This window comes from Acinetobacter sp. B-6 (assembly GCF_056930735.1).
The window spans coordinates 174,677-194,118 of sequence record NZ_JBXPBY010000003.1 but is presented as its reverse complement, the minus strand read 5'-3'; the positions used below and the strand labels follow the sequence as shown (position 1 = coordinate 194,118).

Sequence of the window (19,442 nt, the reverse complement as noted above, 5' to 3'; positions counted from 1 at the left end):
TACACCTTTGTCAAACTACGTCAAACAAGATGGGCAAAAAAAAGAGCTCTAAGGCTCAATTGATCACACAGTTCCCACAACACGCAGATACATTAAAATCAGATACAAACGGCGGGTTTTGAGCGACTGCAATCATGCGTTTAACATCCTCACTTGCTCCCCAACGTTTGACCACTCCTATAAATTCCTCAACGTCATGACCTGCTAAATAATGCTTAGGTAAGCCTGTATGATCGCTGTAAAGCATTTCCCCATCCTCATCACGCTCTACACCAATGTGATACAGCTCATGCTCAATCAAAGCACAAAATTCACGATCGTTCGCACGTTCACAAAAACTTGCATCAACTGTAATTAGATAAACAGGAACAAACCCAAACCAGTCTCGCATCTGCTGTTCTTGTCGAGCTTTGCGCCATCCCCCCTGGTTAAACATCACCTTTTCACATTGACCTAATACCATTCGTTTTTTAGCAACGGCGGCAGACGAAGCCCAAGCGAATGCTAAAAAGGTTTCGTCATCATGAAGTAATTCAGCTATGTGGTCATGATCAGGATTATGAAGTTCACCACCAAGGGTTAAGAAGTTTTTCTCTACCCATTCTTTTAGATCCGCTGCAGGTGCCAAGCGAATCGCTTCCTCTTCCTCAGCTTGATCTATTAAGTCTGTTGGCGGAAATGGTCTGATTTGATTCATGGATCACCCATAAAAAAACCCACAATTTTGGGGAAAATCGTGGGTATCAAGTTACATAGGCAATCGGGGCTGATCACCTATACCAAGTATATTACTCGGAATTAAACATAGAGAAAATAGTAAATTAAATCATATAATAAAATTTAACAAAGAATAAAATTTTTCAATCAGATTTTGTACAAATTAATTTTATAGTAGCTCCTGATAGAATAGAATCAGGATGAATCCGCTCAATCCTATATCCCATCTCTTCAGCCAAATCATGTTTACTGAAAGCATTTGCTATCTTCTTACCGCCACGACCAACAGACCAAGGACTACCCACAATTTCAATAAGAAGATTTAATTTCACAATATAAAAATCAAACCGCCAATTCCGAGTTGATTCGAACTGAAATTTACGGCGATAACCTATTAAGTTTTCTTCGAGTTCTTGAAACAAAGTCTCTTCAGCTTCTAAATATTTTTGGGTTGCTTTGGGTAATGGCTTAGCTCTTGGTTTAGTTTTCATTTCTGATTTTTGGGTAATTCTTTTATATTGAGATGTATCCATAAATTTTGCCTAATAAAAAGCCCCATCGTTAGTGATAGGGCTAGTGTTGGACTTTATGTGTTTAGGTTTGTTGGGTGATTACTTTGATTAATTTCCCATAAAATTTGAAAGATTCAGATAAATATAAATTAGCGATTTAAATTTTCAGATATATAATCAAATATCACTCTATCTGAGTCTTCTTTTTGTTTAGCTACAATTTTCTCTATTTCCTTGTATTCAATTAACTTAAAGTCATTTTTTAATTTGTCATTTTTATTTTTCTTAACTAATAAAACTTTATCACCTGTGGCTTCAATTAAATACCATAAATCTTTATCTAATTTTATTTTTACTAAATTAGATGAACTTTCTTTATTGATTAATAGTCGATAAGCATCTTTTTTTCCCAAAAAATAAGGAGTATAAATAATTATGAAAGACATTAAAAAGATAGTGAATAATGAGTAAGCTTTAGCCTTATTGTTAATCTTCTCAACAATATGATTTGGTGTTAATAAATTTTCTGGAATTTTAATATACTCAACACTTATTGAGCTATTTTTAATAAATTTATTTCGATCAACCACTAACTGCCTAATTAAAAAAATTGATACAACATAATGAAAAATACTTAATGTAGAAAAATCTTTATTATCAAACAAAAAAGACAAAAATTTCGACTTATCATAGATGCTAAACAAGTTGAAAGCAAAAATAATTAAAAATAAAGCTGTAATAATCCGCAATGATTTCTCTTGATATTTTTCAAATAATTGAGTAAGTCTATAAATTAAATAGCAAATCATACTTGCCATAAATAAACTAATAATACATTCAAGAGAACTAGTTATAAATTGCGAAGGTGTAATGTAGCTTAAATACCAAGGAATACCCAATGTGTTATAAAAACTATATCTATAAATTCCAAAATAACCTAATGTGAAGAAAAAGATTAGAGTCAAAAACTCCATAAAACTCAAATTAAACGGCAACTTTATTTCTTTAAACATAATCTTATCAAGTTAATTTTTCAAAATTATAGCTTAATGATCTTCAAAGTTGCCACCTAATTTTAAGATTACCATCCTTTAGGAATTTGCATTGTTGTCACCTATTTCATTCATGCCACATAACGCATCATGCAATTGGTCTAGTTGCTTAAAGATCGCATCTGGAACACCTGTATCTGTTGTTGTCAAAATAGTGACTATAGAAATCCATTTTGCTGTAGCTTTTTCAATTCGCTTGTCTTTCTCTTCAACTTCTTTGCGAATCTGACTCCAACGATTAATTGCATGAGTTTTTTCATCACGGCACATTTGTGATTTTGCATTTGCTTCATCAACCTCAGCCTGTCGGGATTGCTGACCTGCTTCATAAGAAATTTTGCAGCATTTCCACCAGACTACAGAATATTTGTTTTAATCGGAGCATTTGATTCTCCAATAAAAAAGACGCCTAAGCGCCTTTTAATTCTTTAACTCTCTTTCGAGCAAAGTGTTCTGCTGTTCTAATAGCATCTCCAAACTTCACCGTACTTGAAAACCAAAAGTTTAAAAATTGATCTTCTAAAACGACTGACTGCCTATAATAGTAAGTACTTTTGTCATCTTCAGGTTTTACTTTGAACTTGTAGCAGTCTTTATCAATAATCTGCCCTTGAAGCTCACCACCGATACAAATATTCATGTGCCTTCCTGATTATCGCTGGAAGTGTAGCACTTTTGCTTGGTCTAAAATGTAAATGTAATGTTTAAATTGGATATAAACAAACGTTTTACTTTTTAGAACTAATAATATCTTTAAGCATATCGATAACGTTATTTGAATTTTTTGAATTGATACGCTCTTTTTCTAATTCAATTGTAGATTGATTCTTTTCTAAAATAAAATTTCTCTCAGTTTTTATTAAGGTATCAATCACTGAACCAATTATCTTGTGGTTTTTCAGCTGGTTCGCAAGACGTAAAGATAAGTATTTTGCTTCAAGATTAGTAATTTCATTTTGATAATATTTAATATCATCCAAACTCTTTCTATATAAATTTAAAAAGAAAAATACTAGTAAACCAATCAATAAAGATAGTGAAAATCTTGGAAGTGAATAACTAACTAATCCAATACTAGAGTTTAACGTTGGCAATCCCCCAATAAACTGGTAAACAAGATAGCCTCCAACTATACTCATCATAACACCTATAACTAGGTTAAAGTTACCTCTAATAAATAAACTATTTTTCTCTGCTCTCAACCTATCAATAGATTGCTGCATATCAATGGTATATGTTTTTTCAAAATTACTAATTTCAATCTTATTTGTTAACTCCCTTAAAATAGAATCTGATGATTTAGCTAAAATACTATTTTTAATATCATCAATTATTTTTGACTTTTCATCTGCATGAAAATCAAGATTATAGTTTTCAATGATCTCTAACTTCTTTTCAATCGCTAATAGTCTTTGAACAATATCATCCTGACTTATTCTATTCAAACTTTCATAATTAGTTCCATTAACGATTAGATCGCTATTCTCCCTAAATCTTAATAATTGTTCAATTTCCTTAGCTTTATTTGACCTATTCAGGTATGTCATCATAGCAAAAGCTAAACCAATAGCTGAAATAAGGGGGATTAATGTTTCCAAGAATCCTCTACTTGTTATTAAATTAATAATTTCCATAATAAATTTTAAAAGTCTAATTAAACGAAATAATAGTAATACATTTAAAAAAAAGAGAAGTTTATTTCATTTGCCAAAAATGCACAATACGAGGTTTATCTAGTGGATTACCCATACAATGATTTGTATTCTTCATCCGTTAAAACCGAAACGAAATCATCATTCATTACAACCCATCTATTGACTGGAACTAGAAGCATCTTGCCTTCTAGCAATGTAATAATAAAGTGTTCTGGATAATCAACATTCATTGCTAGATCAATACCCAATGTTATAGAAGCACTTAGGATATTCATGTTCTGTCTAACAAAAAATGATTTCATTATTTCACCAAAAAAATACCCACTTATTGGAGTCAGCGGGTATAGCAAACCTTATATTTAGTGCTCGTCTTTCCGAGCTGTCAACAAATTTACATCTAAACTTGGAGAAAGATGCAACAAAATTGTAAATGATTATCAATATTAATTCAAACAAATGGTAAAAAAATATGCACTGTCGGAGTTGATGAGTAGGGAAATCAATTGTTGCGCGTAAAGAATAATACAATAATGATCATCAGAGGGACGAAAGCTAACATGAAAAACCAGTGAATGATCATTCAAATCCCTCCAAGTAATTTTTTGAGTTTTGTTTAAAAAAATACCCACTAGATGGAGTCAGTGGGTATATAAAATCTTTAAACAGTGTGGATTACCATAACTTCGTCCACTATAGCAGAAATATGCCATATGCCTTGCGCAAGGTCAATACTTCAAGATAATTCAATAAAGATTAATTTCGCATCTATTGATTTCTAAAAACCCTTTCTCATCTGTCTCGCTCTACGAATTAGACCTAATATCCCTTTACGATCTATTATTTCATCATCACTAAAAGGTAAGTTTCTCATCAGTTCATTGATTGGTAGATTGCTATTCTCGATGAGATAACAGTCTTGCTCAGTAGTCCAGTTTGATTTTGGAAATTCATGTTTTTTGCGTTGTCTTTTCATATATGTATTTTAATCAAACTTTGAAAATTTAAAAAGTTCATTTTTTATTTGCTTTATTTTCAAAAAACAATCAAATAATTAAAGATGAATCATTGAAATTAAATAAAAAAATACCCGTTGATTGGAGAAACGGGCATATAAAATTATTAAGGTTTTGTAGCAAACTAATTTAGTTCCAAAAAACTGAAATTACAAAGTTGTTCTCTACTGTGTTTACTTTAACTTTATATCCAGCATCTTTGAATTCTTCACTCAACTTTTCAACTTCTTTAAAATTTATCAACTTCGAAATACGTTCACTTGCATATAACTCACCTTCATCAGCTCGAACTTTAATTTGATTTTTAAAATATTTTTTAAATTGTTCAATTGAACTTAGGTCAATTAAATTTGAACTATTTGCTATATCAGCTGATAACATTGAAAAACCCTCAATAAAATTAGTAATAAAGTTTAAAATTTCAATCACAGTCAGTGATGTATTTCTTAAACTGTATATAACAATCATCTATATTTTAATTACTTTGAGGCAATGACGACATACGGTCAGATGACCATCTGTACAGTAGTGCGTGTCAAATACCTGATGTGAACCTAAGAAGCATTTAAAATATTGAACCATATTATTTACTCCTTCTAAAGCATATGTTTTTCTAAGCTAATAATTAAAATTGAGATTAGAAATAATTAAAAGTTATACAACTCGAGACATAACGACTATGCACAAAGAACATGCATATATTAAAATGCAATATGTCATCTATTTTAATAACACTATTATTCTTATTTATCTGTTGGTATTTTATTTAAAAAAAAGCCTATTCAATACAAATAGGCTCTTGGAAACTTTCAAATTAGACCAACGTTATACCACTTGCTTGTGGTCCTTTTTTTCCCTCAGTAATCGTAAATTGTACACGTTGACCTTCTAATAAAACTCGAAAGCCGTCAGCTTGGATTTCACTAAAATGAGCGAATACATCTGAACCATTATCTACAGCAATAAAACCAAAACCTTTAGTTTCATTAAACCATTTAACAGTACCAGTTGATAAATTTGACATATTTTTCTCGTATAATTAAGTAAAAGTTTTTTAGTTCAGCATTTTGTATTCTTGATCAGTTAACACTGCAACAAATGCATCCTCAACAACAACCCACCGATTTTCAGGAATCCATAACTTCTTTCTTTCATTAAGTATCAGAAATAATTGATTTGGATTTTCTAAATCTAATGAAAAATCTAGCCCTAATGTTATTGCAGCTTTCAAAAAATCATTAGTATTTCTAATAAAGAACGACTTCATTAAAGATCCTTAAAAAGATACCCACATAGAGGTGGTTCAGTGGGTATATAAATCATGAAACAAAGCAAATGAAAGATATACTAAGTTCAATACGTTGAAAATATTACATATTAATTTTAAGAGATCAATGATAGCTATATGTTCAATAATTTTATTTTTCCTTTAAAATCAATAACTTTATCTAAAACTAGATACAAAGTGTAATATTAACATACATACACGCAACAATTTCTTGTGATGAAAAACACCAAATTTTCAATAATTTAGATTGAATATACTTTATTAAATATGATCTTTTGTTGTCTTGTATTTCATACAATTTGATTGCCTTACTAAGCACTGTTCTATACTATTTTTATGAATTATGAGTTTCTCTGTCTTTTATGTCTGATTTACAACTTTCTTTGAGTGAATACTTATCTACAGTTAAAGAGGTTATACGTGTAGCTTTTGAAGAATCTGTTTGGGTTAAAGCTGAAATTAGAAACCTAAGTATCAAAGGTGGTCATTACTATTTAGAATTAGCTGAAAAAGAAGAAGACACAGATAAAGTTATTGCAAGTTGTAAGGCAACAATTTGGAAATTCAGTGCTGCAAAAATGGTTCTGAAATTCGAACGTGAAAGCGGTATAGAATTATCTAGAGATTTAAATGTTTTAATCAAAGTTAAAGCTGTATTTAGCCCTCAATATGGCTTTTCAGTAAATATTGAAGCGATTGATTCTAGTTATACGCTTGGTGATATTGCACGGCGGTATCAACAAATTTTAGAAAGATTAACTGCTGAAGGATTAGTTCACAAAAATAAATCAATTCCAACACCTTTTGATATTCAAAATGTTCTGGTAATCGCTCCTGAAAATGCTGCAGGCTTAGGTGACTTCAAGAAAGATGCTGATGCACTTCAAAAAGCCGGTGTTTGCAATTTTGTATACCACTCTGCCACATTTCAAGGAAACACCGCAGCATTAAGTATTGCTGAATCACTGTCGAATGCTTTACGGCAATGGGCTAAAGAATTTAGTTCTGCCCCGGATCTAATTGTAATTATTCGAGGTGGTGGTGCAGTTAATGATCTTGCATATCTGAATGACTATGATTTAGCGGCCCTACTCTGTAAACGTTCAGTCCCTATCTGGGTTGGTATTGGTCATGAAAAAGATCGGACCATTTTAGATGAAGTAGCTCATCGTTCCTTCGATACTCCAAGTAAAGTCATTGGAGGAATTCGAAATTTAATCGTGGATCAAGTACAAGACGTAATAGACTCCCTAAATAAGATTAAACTTTTATCACAACATCAGATATCAGCTTACCAAAGCCAAAATGATCAATACATGAAAGTAATTAAAACACTCTCTCATGGTCAGATTAATGAGACAAAAAAGAGCTTAGATTTGATAAAAGGCACAATTCAATATTTAGCCCAACAACAACTTAAATTAGCTTCCACGCAAATTGATGGTTTGCTTCGAGAAACCCTACTGCAGAATCCAAAAAATGTTATGGCTAAAGGCTATGGTATTGTCAGAAGCAATGGACAAGCAATTCGATCTATTCAACAAATTTCAAACGATAGCATCCAAGTTGAATTACAAGACGGTTCTATTGATGCAAAAGTAATAAAGGTGCATAGTAATGACTAAAAAAGAATTAACCTTCAAAGAAGGCTATGAAGTTCTCAAGAAAAATGCAGAACTATTAGAATCTCAAGAAGAACCTGATATCGATAATTTAATGAAAATTGTTGAAGAGTCTATGTCAGCTTACAAAGCCTGTAAATCACGAGTAGATGCGGTTCAACAGGCTTTAAATGAAACATTTAAAGAGTAAATTATAAAATTCATATGAGTAATCATCTTGAAATTTTCTCATATGAATTTCATTCTTATAATCTATTTATCCACTTTAATCTTTGCTAGTCAATTTACTCATTTTTCCATTATTCGTGAAAAACCAGGAGTACAAATTGAAACATATGGAATGAGTTAAAGCGGTATGCTTCTAATTGGCAATTTGAATTTGAAAAATAATCTAGGATATACTCTTTTTTAATGTCTCACTCAATGACTTATCAAAGAAGAATACTAATAGAGTTATAGCTACATACAACGCGTAAAAAGCCAATAACATCCAAAAAATATGACCTAAAAATAAACCAATCGAACAAACATAAATTATACCTAACAGTAAAACAGAAGTAATAAAAAACATTAATGAGCAAGCACCGGATGCAATTGAATTTAAAGCATTTACAAAATAAATGAAAACACTATTTCTAGAAAATTTTTTATATTTTAAGCGATGTACCATTATGAAATACAATAGATAGACTGATCCAAGGAATACAATAGTTAATAAGTTGCTTGGTATATATGCTCCTATAAAATCAAGAACATTATTTACATATATATATGCAGAATTCTCTTTTCCATATGTCTCTTCAAGAAATTTGATATCTTTACTAGAAAGCGAACTTATTTTTTTATCACTATTAAGAAAATTTTTAATTTTATCCCCAAAAAATGCCACACATAGTAAAAATAATGCTAATAAAAATGAATAAGTCAAAAACCATATGCCTGCTTCTTCTAATTTAAGTCTGGTAAATTTCATTGTAAGGTGTCTAATAAAAAAAGATGAAAAATCATCATACAATGTCTTTTTTTAAACATCAAATGATGTTATAAAAAAGCTATTACCTACTTAGGATATATCTTATGAACTTAAATCTTCTCGATGAAGAATCAATCCAACCCTCAGAACCTACGCCCTGCGATTTTTTCAAAGGTGACAATGCTATAAAAAAAGCAAAACAATTAGGATTGCCAGATCTTGAACTGGTCAAAGATGCGATCATGATCGGAGACGCGGAATTTAAGACTAATACTTATTATAATCGTGCACGATTTATCGCACGATGGGGAAAGATTGGAGAACAGATAGCTTTAATGCTTAGGCAATCTGATCCTGCTTGGGTATTTCATAATGACAGCCAACCGAGAATTGAAAATACAGCAAAAAAAATACAAATTATCTTTATGAGCGGTAATATAGCTTTGGGCATAGCTGATCAAATAGTATCTGCACACTGTGAAAAAGGATTGATGACCTTAAATAATATTAAGGAGAATCAATTTGCTTATGATGATGAATCAAAATTACGCACATGGATTTTATATTTCCCTTCTTCATCACATCCAGCTTATCAAAATGTTGATATCCCAACTATTCCCTTTGAATTTGCATACCCAACTAGTTTTGTAAAAAACTTAAAAGCTGAAAAAATCTCCATTTTACCAAGTAATCATACTTGCAGAATTGTATTTGAAATAGATAATACTCTTCCAGTAAAAAATGATCCTAAGCCATTATTGGAACCATCTGATGAAATTAAACCAGATGATTTTGATATTAAGCTTGTAGTCTAATCTGAGGTTAATGTGTTTAATAAAGATCGTTTACGTATTGCTAAAGAATTACGTGGCTTAAGCAATGCTGATTTCGCAGACAAACTGAGTTGCTCTATCTCTAAGGTAAAGCAACTTTTGGACGTAGACAAAGAAATCAATGAGAATGATCAAAATGAAATATGTCGTGTACTAAACTTACCTATGTCTTTTTTCATTGGTAATGAGTCCCAACCTCATGAAACAGACCAGATCTTCTATCGATCTGTTGCTCGTATTAAAGCCCAGCATAGAAAAGCTAATGAGGCATATACTCTTTTAGCAATTAACATTAATAAATACTTGAATAAAAAAGTAAAGCTACCTGCATTTCATCGTCCAGATTTAGATATTACTGAGTTTTTGGGCGAATCCAAGTACGCTGAACATATAGCTTCAGAACTACGGGGGTTATGGGCTCTAGGTAACCAACCTATTAATAATATTGTTTCATTGTGTGAGTTAAAAGGAATTCGTGTATTTAGACTTCCTAATGAAATCAGAGAAATTGATGCTTTGTCTTTTTTTGATGAAGAAAGCGGTAACCCTTTTATATTTTTAAATACGTTTAAATCTGCAGAAAGAGCTCGGTTCGATTGTGCACATGAACTTGGTCATATCGTAATGCATACACATAACAAGAAAATTCGAGTTGAGAAAGATAATCGTGTTCTTGAAACCGAGGCTGATCAATTCTCTTCTGAGTTTTTAATGCCTACTGATTCATTTTTTGCTACTGCACCACGCTATCTTTCACTAGAAAATATGGTTGAGTATAAAAAGGTTTGGCGAACATCTTTAAAAGCAATTAACTACAAAGCACACAAACTGGGGTTAATTAGTGATTGGGTTAATCGAAGCAATTCAATCAAGATCAATTCATTAGGTTATAACCTAAATGAACCAGAAGAAACTCACCGTGATGAAAGTCTAATGTTACCTAAAATTATTTCTGTATTAGCATCGCAACCTTCTTTTGATAAAAATCAAATGCTTGATGAAATTGGAATTTCTGAAGATGATTTCAATCAATTAACATTTGATTCCTTAGCTAAAGTTGAACCATTAAAGAAAAGGCACAAACTCTATATTGTCGAGTAAGTTAATGGCGTATTGGTTATTAAAATCCGCACGTCATTACTAAATCTAACTATTTTTTGATTTATCAACCATTAATAGCTTATAAACCCATATCTACTATGCAAAGCAGCCAAACCACATTTCACGTCGGAACGTACATCATATTGTGTACGTTCTTGTGTCACCATCTCTGACCAGGAACAACCATAAAAATATCGACTAATCACAGCATCCATCCAATCATCCAATATTTCAGATTGCCCTTGTAGATCTAAAATTAAACGCTGTACAGCTCTCGCCTCGTTATCATTTATTTCACATGTTAGACGAGTCTTTCTTGGCTTTGCTTGTCCAAGATCTTCCATAAGATAACCAGTAATAATTTTTAATCTTTGTTCAGGGCTCAATTTTTTATATTTCTTCTCTTTTACAGCATTATCCATAGCTATAGCGATTGGATTTACACTTTTTCCTGTAGGTCCTGTATTGGTATATAACCAAGCACCAAATTGATATAACCAGCCTTCTAAGTCAAAACGCGACCAATCAACTGTTTGTAAAATATGTTGTGTTGCGACTGCTGTGCCCATCTTTATAAATCCCCTACCATCGTCTCTATATGTTGAACCGCTAAACCTGATTTGACTTGCTCTGTACTAAACCGTAATACCTGATATCCCATTAACACAGCATCGTTGTACTTCTCCATATCACCGATATATCCCTTTCCTCGAGTGTGACGTCCGTTACTCCAAACACCGCCCTCAACCTCAACCAATATCTTCTTGCCTACAATGTGAAAATCTGCACGCCATTTCCGTTTTGGATGGAATTTATATTCTTGTTCAAAGATAATTTTTAAAAGTCGCAACTGGTTGGCCAGGGTTGATTCACCGATACTTTCACCTCGATGAGTTTTAACTCGAGTACTGCTTTTGTGCTTTGATTTCTTCCTGGTTTTCGTACCATAAAGTCTTTGATATTCAGCAATTGAGATGCTCTCCACCTAAGCCACACCTCTGCTCTTTGATTTAAATCCAACCATTTGCAGCTGTGATTTCCAGTTTTGGAGTTCATTGGGATCCGATAGTTTTGCAGCAATCCGGCTTGTTAGTTTTTCAAAAGATTCACCTGGCATACTGAACTCATCGATGACGTCTGGAAGTTGAGCCAATTTGTTGGCAAAAACATAAATCTGCTGAGGTGATGAGAAAAATACAGAATCAGAATCACCGCTTGATTTTCCATTTTGCGCTTTGTCGTATTTGTGACGGTTTCTCAAAAGTGTGTCAGCAAAGTGGTAAATCAAAAGATCATCACAAAGATCCTTGTCAGCATTGAAAAGTTCGAAAGCTCGTTTTTCACGTTCGAACCAACTTGCTTCGATAATCGACTTTGGCACTACCGTGGGATCGGCTTGATCTAATTCCCAACAAAGTTTTTTCAAACAAAGCCAGTCTTTTTTATTTTTAGATTCTAATGAGAGATTCCTTGGGAGATTCTGTGTCCCAAAATTGGTACTGGTCTCGGTACCAAAATCGGTACTGGTTCCTGTTCCATTATTGGTACTAGTACCGTTTTTGGAACCAGTACCTAAATTAACACCAGTGTCGTTTTTGGTACTAGTCCCCTTTTTGGTATGGGTATCTGAACTATCTTCACGTCCAAATACACCAATTAATTGATAGACTTTTACGCCATTCCCTTTAATTTCACCTGTGAATTTAATCAAACTTTTGAGTTCAAGTTCATCTAAAACTTTGATAATCGTTTTACGATTTAACGTTGTATCTTTCTCTAAGCGCTTTAAACTTGGGAAGCACTTATGATCATCCCCAGCTCGATCTGCAAGAGCTAAAAGCACAAGCCTTTCACTTGCACATGAGACTGTAGTTTTCCAAGCCCATACGGTCGCATCTAAGCTCATAATTCACCGACCTTTGGCTTTACATATCCACCAAATGAGATGACCTGTTCAGCTTTGATCAAACTCGTAATAACCTGTTGTGCTAACCAAATCGTAATCTTGAATCGATAAGCCATCTTTTGAGCCAATTCCTCCTTGGTTACAGCTGCATTTTCTTCGTTGTAACCACGCATTCTTAAATTGCCTTTTTTGATATCATGAATTTGATTCAACAAAAGCAACGTTGGTTCATAAAAAGATTGGATTTCTTGAGTCTGTTTATGCTCAGGTTTAGTTTGAAAATGACTATTCATGAAACCTCCGCAATCGATTGCTCGATTTCATCTAAACGGCGTTTATGAAAAAGCTCAGGCAAAGTGGCAGATCGTATTTCATTTTCTTTAGCCAATTGCCCATTTTCCAATAGATATAGATCGTTCGGTTGATAAACTTTTATAGTCTGTAAACTATTAATTTTGATGTGATTCATAAATACAACCACATCACCTTTCATGAATTTGCTTATATAATTTTCATGTGATAGATTCGATGTCATTCGATACTCCTTGAAACCATTGAGTAATTGATACCGTGTGAACTACGGGAAGCCTGACCTCGAACATCAGGCTTTTTCAATTTCAAAACCTGCTGTAAATTTTTTCATTTGCTTTAGTGCCGCTTGGTCTACAGCTGTCGCCAATTCAATTAAATTCTGTGTGAGTTGGTGTATCTCTTCATATTCTTGAGGTGTTACAACACCATCTTCATAGGCGTCATAAACAACTTTGTTAGCCTTACCAGACTTAATATTGTGTTGCATCATTGCTTCAAAGATAGAAAGCTCATGATGTTTACTTCGATCGCACTCAACAGGCAGCAATGCATAACCAAGCTCATGTGCCCAAATTTTTAATAAAGCTGGGTTTTGCGTGTAATACAGAATTGCTTCCAGTTTTTTTATGCTTGGTAAGTGATTTGGCATATTGATATTTGCGTAATTGCAAACTGTGTTATGCGAATCCCCTATTACTTGGGCAATGTCTTTAGGAGTAAAACCAGGTGTTTTACTTATCATTTGCCAAATTGCGTTTTGAGCTTCTCGGCTTAAATTGATTTCCATATGTGAATCCTTTTAATCATTCACGTTTAATTTTTATGAACAAAAATAGATACTTTGCTCATGGTGGTTCCTAAGCTGATAGGGTTTGAAATTCTTTCAAAGATGGACACAACTCAGTTGCTTTAAATTTTCCATCCGTTGCTTTTTCTGCACGCATAGCTACTAGTTCAGACATATTTTTAGTGCCTCTGACCCAAGCTGAAACTGCTGGCTGTTTAACCTGCAAGGCATTAGCAGTGCTTTCTTGACTTCCAAAATGCTGAACAAGTAACTGAAACTTATTATTAGTTTGCTTACTCATAGTTATATCTCCATAAGATATAACCAATATTATAACTATAGTTATTAACAGTCAATAGCTATAGTTATTTGATTACTTATAACCAAGGTTATATATTGTTATAAAATAGAGGTATGTGTTTATGTCGCTCAAAGAACGTTTAAAAGAATCAAGAAAGAAAGCTGGTAAAACACAAGCTGAAGTAGCTGAAGCAGTTAATATCTCTCAACCTGCTTACCAAGCACTTGAATCAGGCAGAAACCAAAAATCTGCATTTCTGCCAATGATTGCCCAATATTTAGGTGTCGATCCTTTTTGGTTAACTACTGGGAACGAAAGTGACTCTTTTGATGCTAATGACATTCACAAGCCAACTGTTGTTGATCCTGGATCTGCGAACGAATATGTTTGGATTGATGTCGTAGAAGCTAATTTTTCATGCGGTGCAGGCGAATCAATAGAATTCCATTTTGATGTTATAAATGGAAAATTCCCTTTTTCACCAGCATTTATGAAAGAGAAAGGTGTTAATGAAAAAACAATGAAGATCATAAAAGCCAAGGGCGATAGCATGGCTGATTTTATTAAAGATGGTGATTTAGTAGGGATTAATTTAGCCCAAACCGAAATCATAGATGGTGAAATTTATGCTTTCTATTTTGCTGGTGAAGGCATGATAAAACAGATTTTCAAAGAAGCTGATGGTTCATTAATTCTTCATAGTCTTAATGAGAAGTATAGAGATAAAGTGGTAACAGAAAACAATGGATATAATTTTAAAATAATGGGTCGTCAATTCTGGCGAGCAGGTTAAATCAGTAGATACAAATATGAAATTTAAAAATGCTAGTCTTTTACTTGTTTTCATTTCTTTTTCTAATTGCATTTACGCTGAAAATTTTATCTTAATTCCAAACAGTAAAGAAAAACTTAGAGGGTATGAAGTTTCTGTAAGTGATGTAATTGAAGGACAATCTGATGCAACTATCTTATTTAAATATAAAACTAATTTTAATTTCGATCCCTCTATTTTCACTCTCAATAAGGTTTTAATTAACTGTAGAGAAAAAACTTTTAAATATATGGGTGGCGAAGTAATTCCTAGAAGTGCATATAGCTTAAGTTTACAAAGTCATTTTGAACCATGGAAGGAGTTTAGCAAAATAGAACCCCAAAGCGACTTCATGCTAATTTACAGCGAAGGATGCCCAAATTTTTTAAAACAATCAAACTAGGAATTTTTCAACTTGATAATTCACCCACCCAGTGTGGGTTTTCTTATGTCTATTAAATCACAAATATAACTAAAAGAATATTTTTTATAACTACAGTATTGACTAGTAAAATAACTATAGTTATATTTATCTCACACCAACAAAAAAAGCCCCTAGCTTTCGACGGACAGGGACTTTTACTCAATGAGTGAGATAAGTATGAACACAAAACCAAATTCAATCAATCCCATTGTTACACATCGTGTACAGCCTTTTAGCTTCTTTAAAATCGCCACTATCAGTGGACTATTGACCGCTGGGGCAATCGGTCTTGCTTATGACCAGAAAACTGCTGAGTACAAGCCACTTATCACTGCTCCTAATGTAACACCATCAACTTATAGCGTTAGCGCTTTAAAGCTCACTTCTGAAACTTCAGGGAAAGCAGTTATCAAACTTGATAGCTTTCTAGTTTTAGTCAGCTTTGATTTTGAATCTCATCCAGATAGTTACGGTGTACCTGGTTCAGAATTTACAGCTGTAGATATTACAAATTTGGCGGTTGAAAAAATTACAGATGTGAATGGTAACGATTGGAATGATTTCACCGATTACAACGATCACAGAAATATTAATCAGATGATAGTTGGTTATATCGAACGTAATCGATTAGTGGAGGCAGTTCAATGAAAACTTCTACTCAAAATTTCTCAGAATTTCAAGGCAATGAAAACGGTTTATTCCGTATGCGTCTTGGTCAATCAATCTATGTGCAAAAAGGATCTGATGTTTACTGGGTGAATAGATCAGGTGTTTTGATTTTAGTTTCAGAAGAAACCCACGCAACGAAACCTTGGATTCGTGAAAATTTCGAACGTGAGCGCAAATTCCAAAAGCGTAAAGCTAAAGCAGAATTGTTTAACCAACCTTGCTTTAAGCGCACACCGTATTCCGCTAATCAACGTATTGCTTACAACAATACGAAATATAATTAAGGGGTTACATCATGGCTCTAAATATTATTTTCCCAGACCAACCTTTAACAGTTTCTTCGATTATTTTTTACTTATATACAGATCCTGGTTTAGGTAAGAGCTCTATAGCTCATACGGCTGATAAACCTGTTGTGTTTGATTTCGATAAAGGTCAGCACCGTGTAAATGCTAAATTACGCAGAGGTGCGATTGTTCCTGTTCCTCAGTGGTCTGATGTCTCTTTTATGGATGAAAAGGATTTAGCCCCTTTTAATACAATTATTTGTGACACTGTTGGTGCAATGCTCGACTGCATAAAAACTCATTTAAGTAATAACAAGGAGAACTTGCAACGAGACGGAAATCTGACTCTAAAAGCTCAAGGTTTGGCTAATAATTTATTTATGCAAACCGTAAATAAATGGATCTCCTTTGGTAAAGATGTTGTGTTTATTGCACATGCTACAGAAGAAGAATCAGGCAAGGAAAAACTGAAGGTTTTCCGACCTGATTTAGGTGGTAAAAACAGAAACATGCTTTACCGCATGGCTGACATGATGGGTTATATGCATGCCACAACAGATGCAGAAGGTAAAATGGATCGAATTATTTACTTCAATCCAAGCCCTACACATCATGCAAAAAATTCAGGTTATCTTGGGGTTAAAACTCAAAAACCAAATGGAATGACTGAGAACTCAGGGCAAGTATTTGTTCCAGATCTTGAATTTAATGGATTATTCCTAGCTTCATTAATTAAAGAAGCGAAAGACTATATCAACTCAATGACACCTGAACAGCAAGCAGAAGTAAAAGCAATTGGTGAGTTGGAAAATTTCCAACAGTGTTGCACAGAAGCTAATCATTCAGGTGACTTAAATCAATTAACCGAGTCGATAGATTCAGATCATAAATACAAAACTCAAATGTGGCATGCAGTTCAAATTCGTGGTCGTGAACTCAAATGCACTTTTGATAAAGAAAATACAAAGCGTTGGTATAACCCGCCTGATTTTAAAGGGATTAGTGATCAGCAAAGAGATGATTTGCAAGCTTTCATTGATGAAAGAGGTCTTGATGTTAAAACAGTTTGTGAATATCTAGGAATTGACGCACTTACGCAAATTGAGGCAAACAAACTTGATGCTGTTAAAGCTGAAATAGATGAATTGGCTAAAAAAGGTGTTACGGCATGATTGCATTGATTTTAGATACTGAAACAAACAGCTTAAACGGTTATCCAATTGAAATTGCTCATGTACCCTGCTCATTTGAGCAGGGAGTTTTGGTAATTCATCAAAAATCAGCTTTTGATGAATATTTTTCTTGCCCTGAGCCTATCGAACTTGGTTCATTAGCAACTCATCATATTCTTGAGTCTGATATAGCGGACAAGCCGAGTTATGAGGTTTTCCGCTTACCTGAAAATACTGTTTATTTGATTGGCCACAATATTGATTACGACATTCAAGCAATCAAATTGTGTGATTCTTCAATCAATGTAAAAGGCATTTGCACATTAGCTTTGGCGCGTATGGTTTGGGATGAATTAGAAACTCATAACCTTACAGCTTTGTATTACCACGTGATGAGCGGAAATTTAGAAACTGCTCGTAAGCATTTGAGAAATGCACATAACGCGCGCTGGGATATTTATTTCACTGGCGTGATTCTACAAGTAATTGTCGAAAAGCTTGCAATTAAAGACATGAATTCACTTTATCAAATGTCTGAAATTGCCAGAATTCCCAAGCGCATTAACTTTGGTAAACATAGAGGTGAGCTAATTGATGAGCTTCCTGATTCATATATTGCTTGGCTTCTCAAACAACCCGATTTAGATCCATACCTAACTAAAGCTTTAAAAGGACAAAAATAATGCATACTTTTAATGGTGTTGAGGCAATTTCTGCTTTGCAATCTGGCAAAACTGTTTTATGTCGTCATATTGGTGGATTGCTTGATTTTGATGAGCTTAATCAATTCCCTGCTACTGTATTTTTTACAAATGATCATGAGTTCTGTATCAAACGTGAAACTTTTACATTGGCAGATATTAAATTTACAAAGCCTGTTCAACCGCATGATTTAGAGTCTGGGCAAGAAATTTTTATTGTGATGCCAACTTGTATATTGCGTACAAAATATGATCCTGAGCATGGTGATATATGTTTGAGTGTAGCAAATGGATTTGCTCAGTTGGACGAGGAAAATGCGAAATTACAGCTGCAGGCATTTGGTAAAGCTTTTGGCTATATTATTACTGAAATTGAAGTTAAAGACGGTTTCAGTGAAAAGCCCAAAAAAGCAAGAAATACAAAGAAATCTGTTGAGCAAGAATCTTCACAAGTAGTTGAGAAAAAGCCAGTTATATCAATAGAATCTGAATTACAACTCTACTTAGATGGCTTGCGTGCCTGCACAACTTTGGCTGAGATTGAAACTACTTTATTTAATGCTGATAAAGTGGGTTTTTCAGCAGAACAAATGCTTGAAATTACGATGACTAAGGAGAGAAAAATAGCTGAGTTTAATCAACCAAAAGCTATTGAGTCTCAAGAAAATATATCCATCTCTGAAGATCCAATTAATTCAGAGGATAACTCACCTGCATTACATCCATATCAATCAATAGTTGATGAGTTGATGGAACGTTTAAAAATCGTCAAAACTCCAACAGAAGCTAATGCTCTCTATAAATACACAGTTCACTGGACCGAGGAAGAGCGTAAGCCAGTTATGAGCGCCATCCATAAACGTTTAGCTGAATTCAACCCACCTGAAAAATCACAATCATCTTTGATGGTTCGTATTCAAGAATCAAAAACATTGATTGATCTTGCAAAGCTTGAAGAGGAAATAATCCAGTGCGACCCAGCTATACATGAGCGTTTATTCAGTTATGCAAATCAGAGACGGACTGATTTAACAATGGCGACTGACACACCTTGGGAGACAAAATAATGAATACACCATTAGATTTAAATTCTGTTTTATTTGCACAGCTTGAACGTTTAAGTGCTACAGATCTCAAAGGTGAAGAGCTTCAGGCAGAACTTCAAAAGGCAGACGCTATTGAAAAAATAAGTGAACAGGTTATTAAAAATAACAACATGCGTTTAAGTGCTGCAAAATTAGTTGCTGAATACAGAGGCTTAAAAAATGCCGATTCAGTTGAAATTCCGCAAAATTTAATTGGGTGA

At 33.5% G+C, this 19,442-nt stretch carries 30 protein-coding genes; 12 read left to right on the top strand and 18 right to left on the bottom strand.

All coding sequences use genetic code 11. The annotated features are described in order from the left end of the window. Nucleotides 1-55: 55 nt before the first annotated feature. From AC1Z3T_RS05320 to AC1Z3T_RS05275, 10 genes are all read right to left on the bottom strand, one after another. Nucleotides 56-697 (bottom strand): putative metallopeptidase, encoded by a 642-nt coding sequence (locus AC1Z3T_RS05320; protein ID WP_483396511.1) that lies wholly within the window; start codon nucleotides 695-697, stop codon nucleotides 56-58. Between the two features lie 163 nt (nucleotides 698-860). Next, nucleotides 861-1,250, bottom strand: coding sequence for a hypothetical protein (locus tag AC1Z3T_RS05315; protein ID WP_483396510.1), 390 nt, complete (start codon nucleotides 1,248-1,250; stop codon nucleotides 861-863). A 128-nt stretch (nucleotides 1,251-1,378) separates the two neighbouring features. Beyond that, nucleotides 1,379-2,242: a hypothetical protein gene (locus AC1Z3T_RS05310; RefSeq protein ID WP_483396509.1), complete on the bottom strand. Its 864-nt coding sequence runs from the start codon at nucleotides 2,240-2,242 to the stop codon at nucleotides 1,379-1,381. 78 nt (nucleotides 2,243-2,320) lie between these two features. Continuing rightward, on the bottom strand, nucleotides 2,321-2,551 hold the full coding sequence (locus AC1Z3T_RS05305; protein WP_483396508.1) for a hypothetical protein: 231 nt from the start codon (nucleotides 2,549-2,551) through the stop codon (nucleotides 2,321-2,323). A gap of 139 nt (nucleotides 2,552-2,690) precedes the next feature. Beyond that, the gene (locus AC1Z3T_RS05300; protein WP_483396507.1) at nucleotides 2,691-2,921 is read right to left on the bottom strand and encodes a hypothetical protein; all 231 of its coding nucleotides are present in this window, start codon (nucleotides 2,919-2,921) and stop codon (nucleotides 2,691-2,693) included. An 88-nt stretch (nucleotides 2,922-3,009) separates the two neighbouring features. Beyond that, nucleotides 3,010-3,879 carry a hypothetical protein gene (locus tag AC1Z3T_RS05295; protein WP_483396506.1) on the bottom strand — a complete coding sequence of 290 codons (870 nt, stop codon included), beginning with the start codon at nucleotides 3,877-3,879 and terminating at the stop codon, nucleotides 3,010-3,012. A gap of 832 nt (nucleotides 3,880-4,711) precedes the next feature. Further along, nucleotides 4,712-4,909 carry an acyl-CoA thioesterase gene (locus tag AC1Z3T_RS05290; protein WP_227604853.1) on the bottom strand — a complete coding sequence of 66 codons (198 nt, stop codon included), beginning with the start codon at nucleotides 4,907-4,909 and terminating at the stop codon, nucleotides 4,712-4,714. 169 nt (nucleotides 4,910-5,078) lie between these two features. Continuing rightward, nucleotides 5,079-5,330 (bottom strand): hypothetical protein, encoded by a 252-nt coding sequence (locus AC1Z3T_RS05285; RefSeq protein ID WP_046759999.1) that lies wholly within the window; start codon nucleotides 5,328-5,330, stop codon nucleotides 5,079-5,081. A 433-nt stretch (nucleotides 5,331-5,763) separates the two neighbouring features. Further along, nucleotides 5,764-5,973 carry a cold-shock protein gene (locus tag AC1Z3T_RS05280; RefSeq protein WP_009586283.1) on the bottom strand — a complete coding sequence of 70 codons (210 nt, stop codon included), beginning with the start codon at nucleotides 5,971-5,973 and terminating at the stop codon, nucleotides 5,764-5,766. A 30-nt stretch (nucleotides 5,974-6,003) separates the two neighbouring features. After that, entirely contained in the window at nucleotides 6,004-6,216 is a 213-nt protein-coding gene (locus AC1Z3T_RS05275; RefSeq protein WP_100885154.1) for a hypothetical protein, read from the bottom strand. 383 nt (nucleotides 6,217-6,599) lie between these two features. Here AC1Z3T_RS05275 and xseA point away from each other — a divergent pair, with 383 nt between their 5' ends. Further along, nucleotides 6,600-7,862, top strand: a complete 1,263-nt coding sequence (gene xseA, locus AC1Z3T_RS05270; RefSeq protein WP_483396505.1) for an exodeoxyribonuclease VII large subunit — start codon at nucleotides 6,600-6,602, stop codon at nucleotides 7,860-7,862. Continuing rightward, on the top strand, nucleotides 7,855-8,049 hold the full coding sequence (gene xseB / locus AC1Z3T_RS05265) for an exodeoxyribonuclease VII small subunit (RefSeq protein WP_009586282.1): 195 nt from the start codon (nucleotides 7,855-7,857) through the stop codon (nucleotides 8,047-8,049). Before xseA ends, xseB begins: the two co-directional genes overlap by 8 nt. A gap of 201 nt (nucleotides 8,050-8,250) precedes the next feature. Here the strand turns inward: xseB and AC1Z3T_RS05260 are convergent, their stop codons facing one another. After that, on the bottom strand, nucleotides 8,251-8,832 hold the full coding sequence (locus AC1Z3T_RS05260) for a hypothetical protein (protein WP_335969222.1): 582 nt from the start codon (nucleotides 8,830-8,832) through the stop codon (nucleotides 8,251-8,253). Between the two features lie 104 nt (nucleotides 8,833-8,936). On the opposite strand from AC1Z3T_RS05260, the gene AC1Z3T_RS05255 reads away from it, so the two are divergent. After that, nucleotides 8,937-9,647 carry a hypothetical protein gene (locus AC1Z3T_RS05255; protein WP_046760003.1) on the top strand — a complete coding sequence of 237 codons (711 nt, stop codon included), beginning with the start codon at nucleotides 8,937-8,939 and terminating at the stop codon, nucleotides 9,645-9,647. A gap of 12 nt (nucleotides 9,648-9,659) precedes the next feature. Then, the gene (locus AC1Z3T_RS05250) at nucleotides 9,660-10,766 is read left to right on the top strand and encodes an ImmA/IrrE family metallo-endopeptidase (RefSeq protein WP_151797356.1); all 1,107 of its coding nucleotides are present in this window, start codon (nucleotides 9,660-9,662) and stop codon (nucleotides 10,764-10,766) included. A gap of 71 nt (nucleotides 10,767-10,837) precedes the next feature. Here the strand turns inward: AC1Z3T_RS05250 and AC1Z3T_RS05245 are convergent, their stop codons facing one another. From AC1Z3T_RS05245 to AC1Z3T_RS05215, 7 genes are all read right to left on the bottom strand, one after another. Then, nucleotides 10,838-11,335, bottom strand: coding sequence for a hypothetical protein (locus AC1Z3T_RS05245; RefSeq protein ID WP_317806409.1), 498 nt, complete (start codon nucleotides 11,333-11,335; stop codon nucleotides 10,838-10,840). A gap of 2 nt (nucleotides 11,336-11,337) precedes the next feature. Next, the gene (locus AC1Z3T_RS05240; RefSeq protein ID WP_483396503.1) at nucleotides 11,338-11,751 is read right to left on the bottom strand and encodes a hypothetical protein; all 414 of its coding nucleotides are present in this window, start codon (nucleotides 11,749-11,751) and stop codon (nucleotides 11,338-11,340) included. Beyond that, entirely contained in the window at nucleotides 11,752-12,672 is a 921-nt protein-coding gene (locus tag AC1Z3T_RS05235; RefSeq protein WP_483396502.1) for a helix-turn-helix domain-containing protein, read from the bottom strand. Next, a complete protein-coding gene (locus AC1Z3T_RS05230; RefSeq protein WP_483396501.1) occupies nucleotides 12,669-12,965 on the bottom strand; it encodes a hypothetical protein in 297 nt (98 codons plus the stop codon). The genes AC1Z3T_RS05235 and AC1Z3T_RS05230 overlap by 4 nt, the downstream gene beginning before the upstream one ends. Beyond that, nucleotides 12,962-13,207: a hypothetical protein gene (locus AC1Z3T_RS05225; protein WP_100885147.1), complete on the bottom strand. Its 246-nt coding sequence runs from the start codon at nucleotides 13,205-13,207 to the stop codon at nucleotides 12,962-12,964. The genes AC1Z3T_RS05230 and AC1Z3T_RS05225 overlap by 4 nt, the downstream gene beginning before the upstream one ends. A gap of 66 nt (nucleotides 13,208-13,273) precedes the next feature. Then, a complete protein-coding gene (locus AC1Z3T_RS05220) occupies nucleotides 13,274-13,771 on the bottom strand; it encodes a phage regulatory CII family protein (RefSeq protein WP_046760010.1) in 498 nt (165 codons plus the stop codon). A 70-nt stretch (nucleotides 13,772-13,841) separates the two neighbouring features. Further along, entirely contained in the window at nucleotides 13,842-14,072 is a 231-nt protein-coding gene (locus AC1Z3T_RS05215; protein ID WP_199936060.1) for a Cro/CI family transcriptional regulator, read from the bottom strand. Nucleotides 14,073-14,193: 121 nt separating this feature from the next. Between AC1Z3T_RS05215 and AC1Z3T_RS05210 the strand changes: the two genes are divergently transcribed. The 8 genes from AC1Z3T_RS05210 to AC1Z3T_RS05175 all read left to right on the top strand — a co-directional run bounded on the left by AC1Z3T_RS05210 (nucleotide 14,194) and on the right by AC1Z3T_RS05175 (nucleotide 19,442). Further along, on the top strand, nucleotides 14,194-14,865 hold the full coding sequence (locus AC1Z3T_RS05210) for an XRE family transcriptional regulator (protein ID WP_263511646.1): 672 nt from the start codon (nucleotides 14,194-14,196) through the stop codon (nucleotides 14,863-14,865). Between the two features lie 16 nt (nucleotides 14,866-14,881). Further along, nucleotides 14,882-15,286: a hypothetical protein gene (locus tag AC1Z3T_RS05205; RefSeq protein WP_199936058.1), complete on the top strand. Its 405-nt coding sequence runs from the start codon at nucleotides 14,882-14,884 to the stop codon at nucleotides 15,284-15,286. Nucleotides 15,287-15,484: 198 nt separating this feature from the next. Beyond that, nucleotides 15,485-15,955: a hypothetical protein gene (locus AC1Z3T_RS05200; RefSeq protein ID WP_483396500.1), complete on the top strand. Its 471-nt coding sequence runs from the start codon at nucleotides 15,485-15,487 to the stop codon at nucleotides 15,953-15,955. Further along, nucleotides 15,952-16,260 (top strand): hypothetical protein, encoded by a 309-nt coding sequence (locus tag AC1Z3T_RS05195; RefSeq protein WP_042085217.1) that lies wholly within the window; start codon nucleotides 15,952-15,954, stop codon nucleotides 16,258-16,260. Before AC1Z3T_RS05200 ends, AC1Z3T_RS05195 begins: the two co-directional genes overlap by 4 nt. An 11-nt stretch (nucleotides 16,261-16,271) precedes the next feature. Continuing rightward, nucleotides 16,272-17,435, top strand: coding sequence for an ATP-binding protein (locus tag AC1Z3T_RS05190; protein ID WP_009587070.1), 1,164 nt, complete (start codon nucleotides 16,272-16,274; stop codon nucleotides 17,433-17,435). Further along, entirely contained in the window at nucleotides 17,432-18,118 is a 687-nt protein-coding gene (locus AC1Z3T_RS05185; RefSeq protein ID WP_042085212.1) for a DNA exonuclease, read from the top strand. Before AC1Z3T_RS05190 ends, AC1Z3T_RS05185 begins: the two co-directional genes overlap by 4 nt. Beyond that, nucleotides 18,118-19,203: a hypothetical protein gene (locus AC1Z3T_RS05180; RefSeq protein WP_483396499.1), complete on the top strand. Its 1,086-nt coding sequence runs from the start codon at nucleotides 18,118-18,120 to the stop codon at nucleotides 19,201-19,203. The genes AC1Z3T_RS05185 and AC1Z3T_RS05180 overlap by 1 nt, the downstream gene beginning before the upstream one ends. Then, complete coding sequence (locus tag AC1Z3T_RS05175; protein WP_046760017.1) at nucleotides 19,203-19,442, top strand: hypothetical protein; 240 nt, start codon at nucleotides 19,203-19,205, stop codon at nucleotides 19,440-19,442. The genes AC1Z3T_RS05180 and AC1Z3T_RS05175 overlap by 1 nt, the downstream gene beginning before the upstream one ends.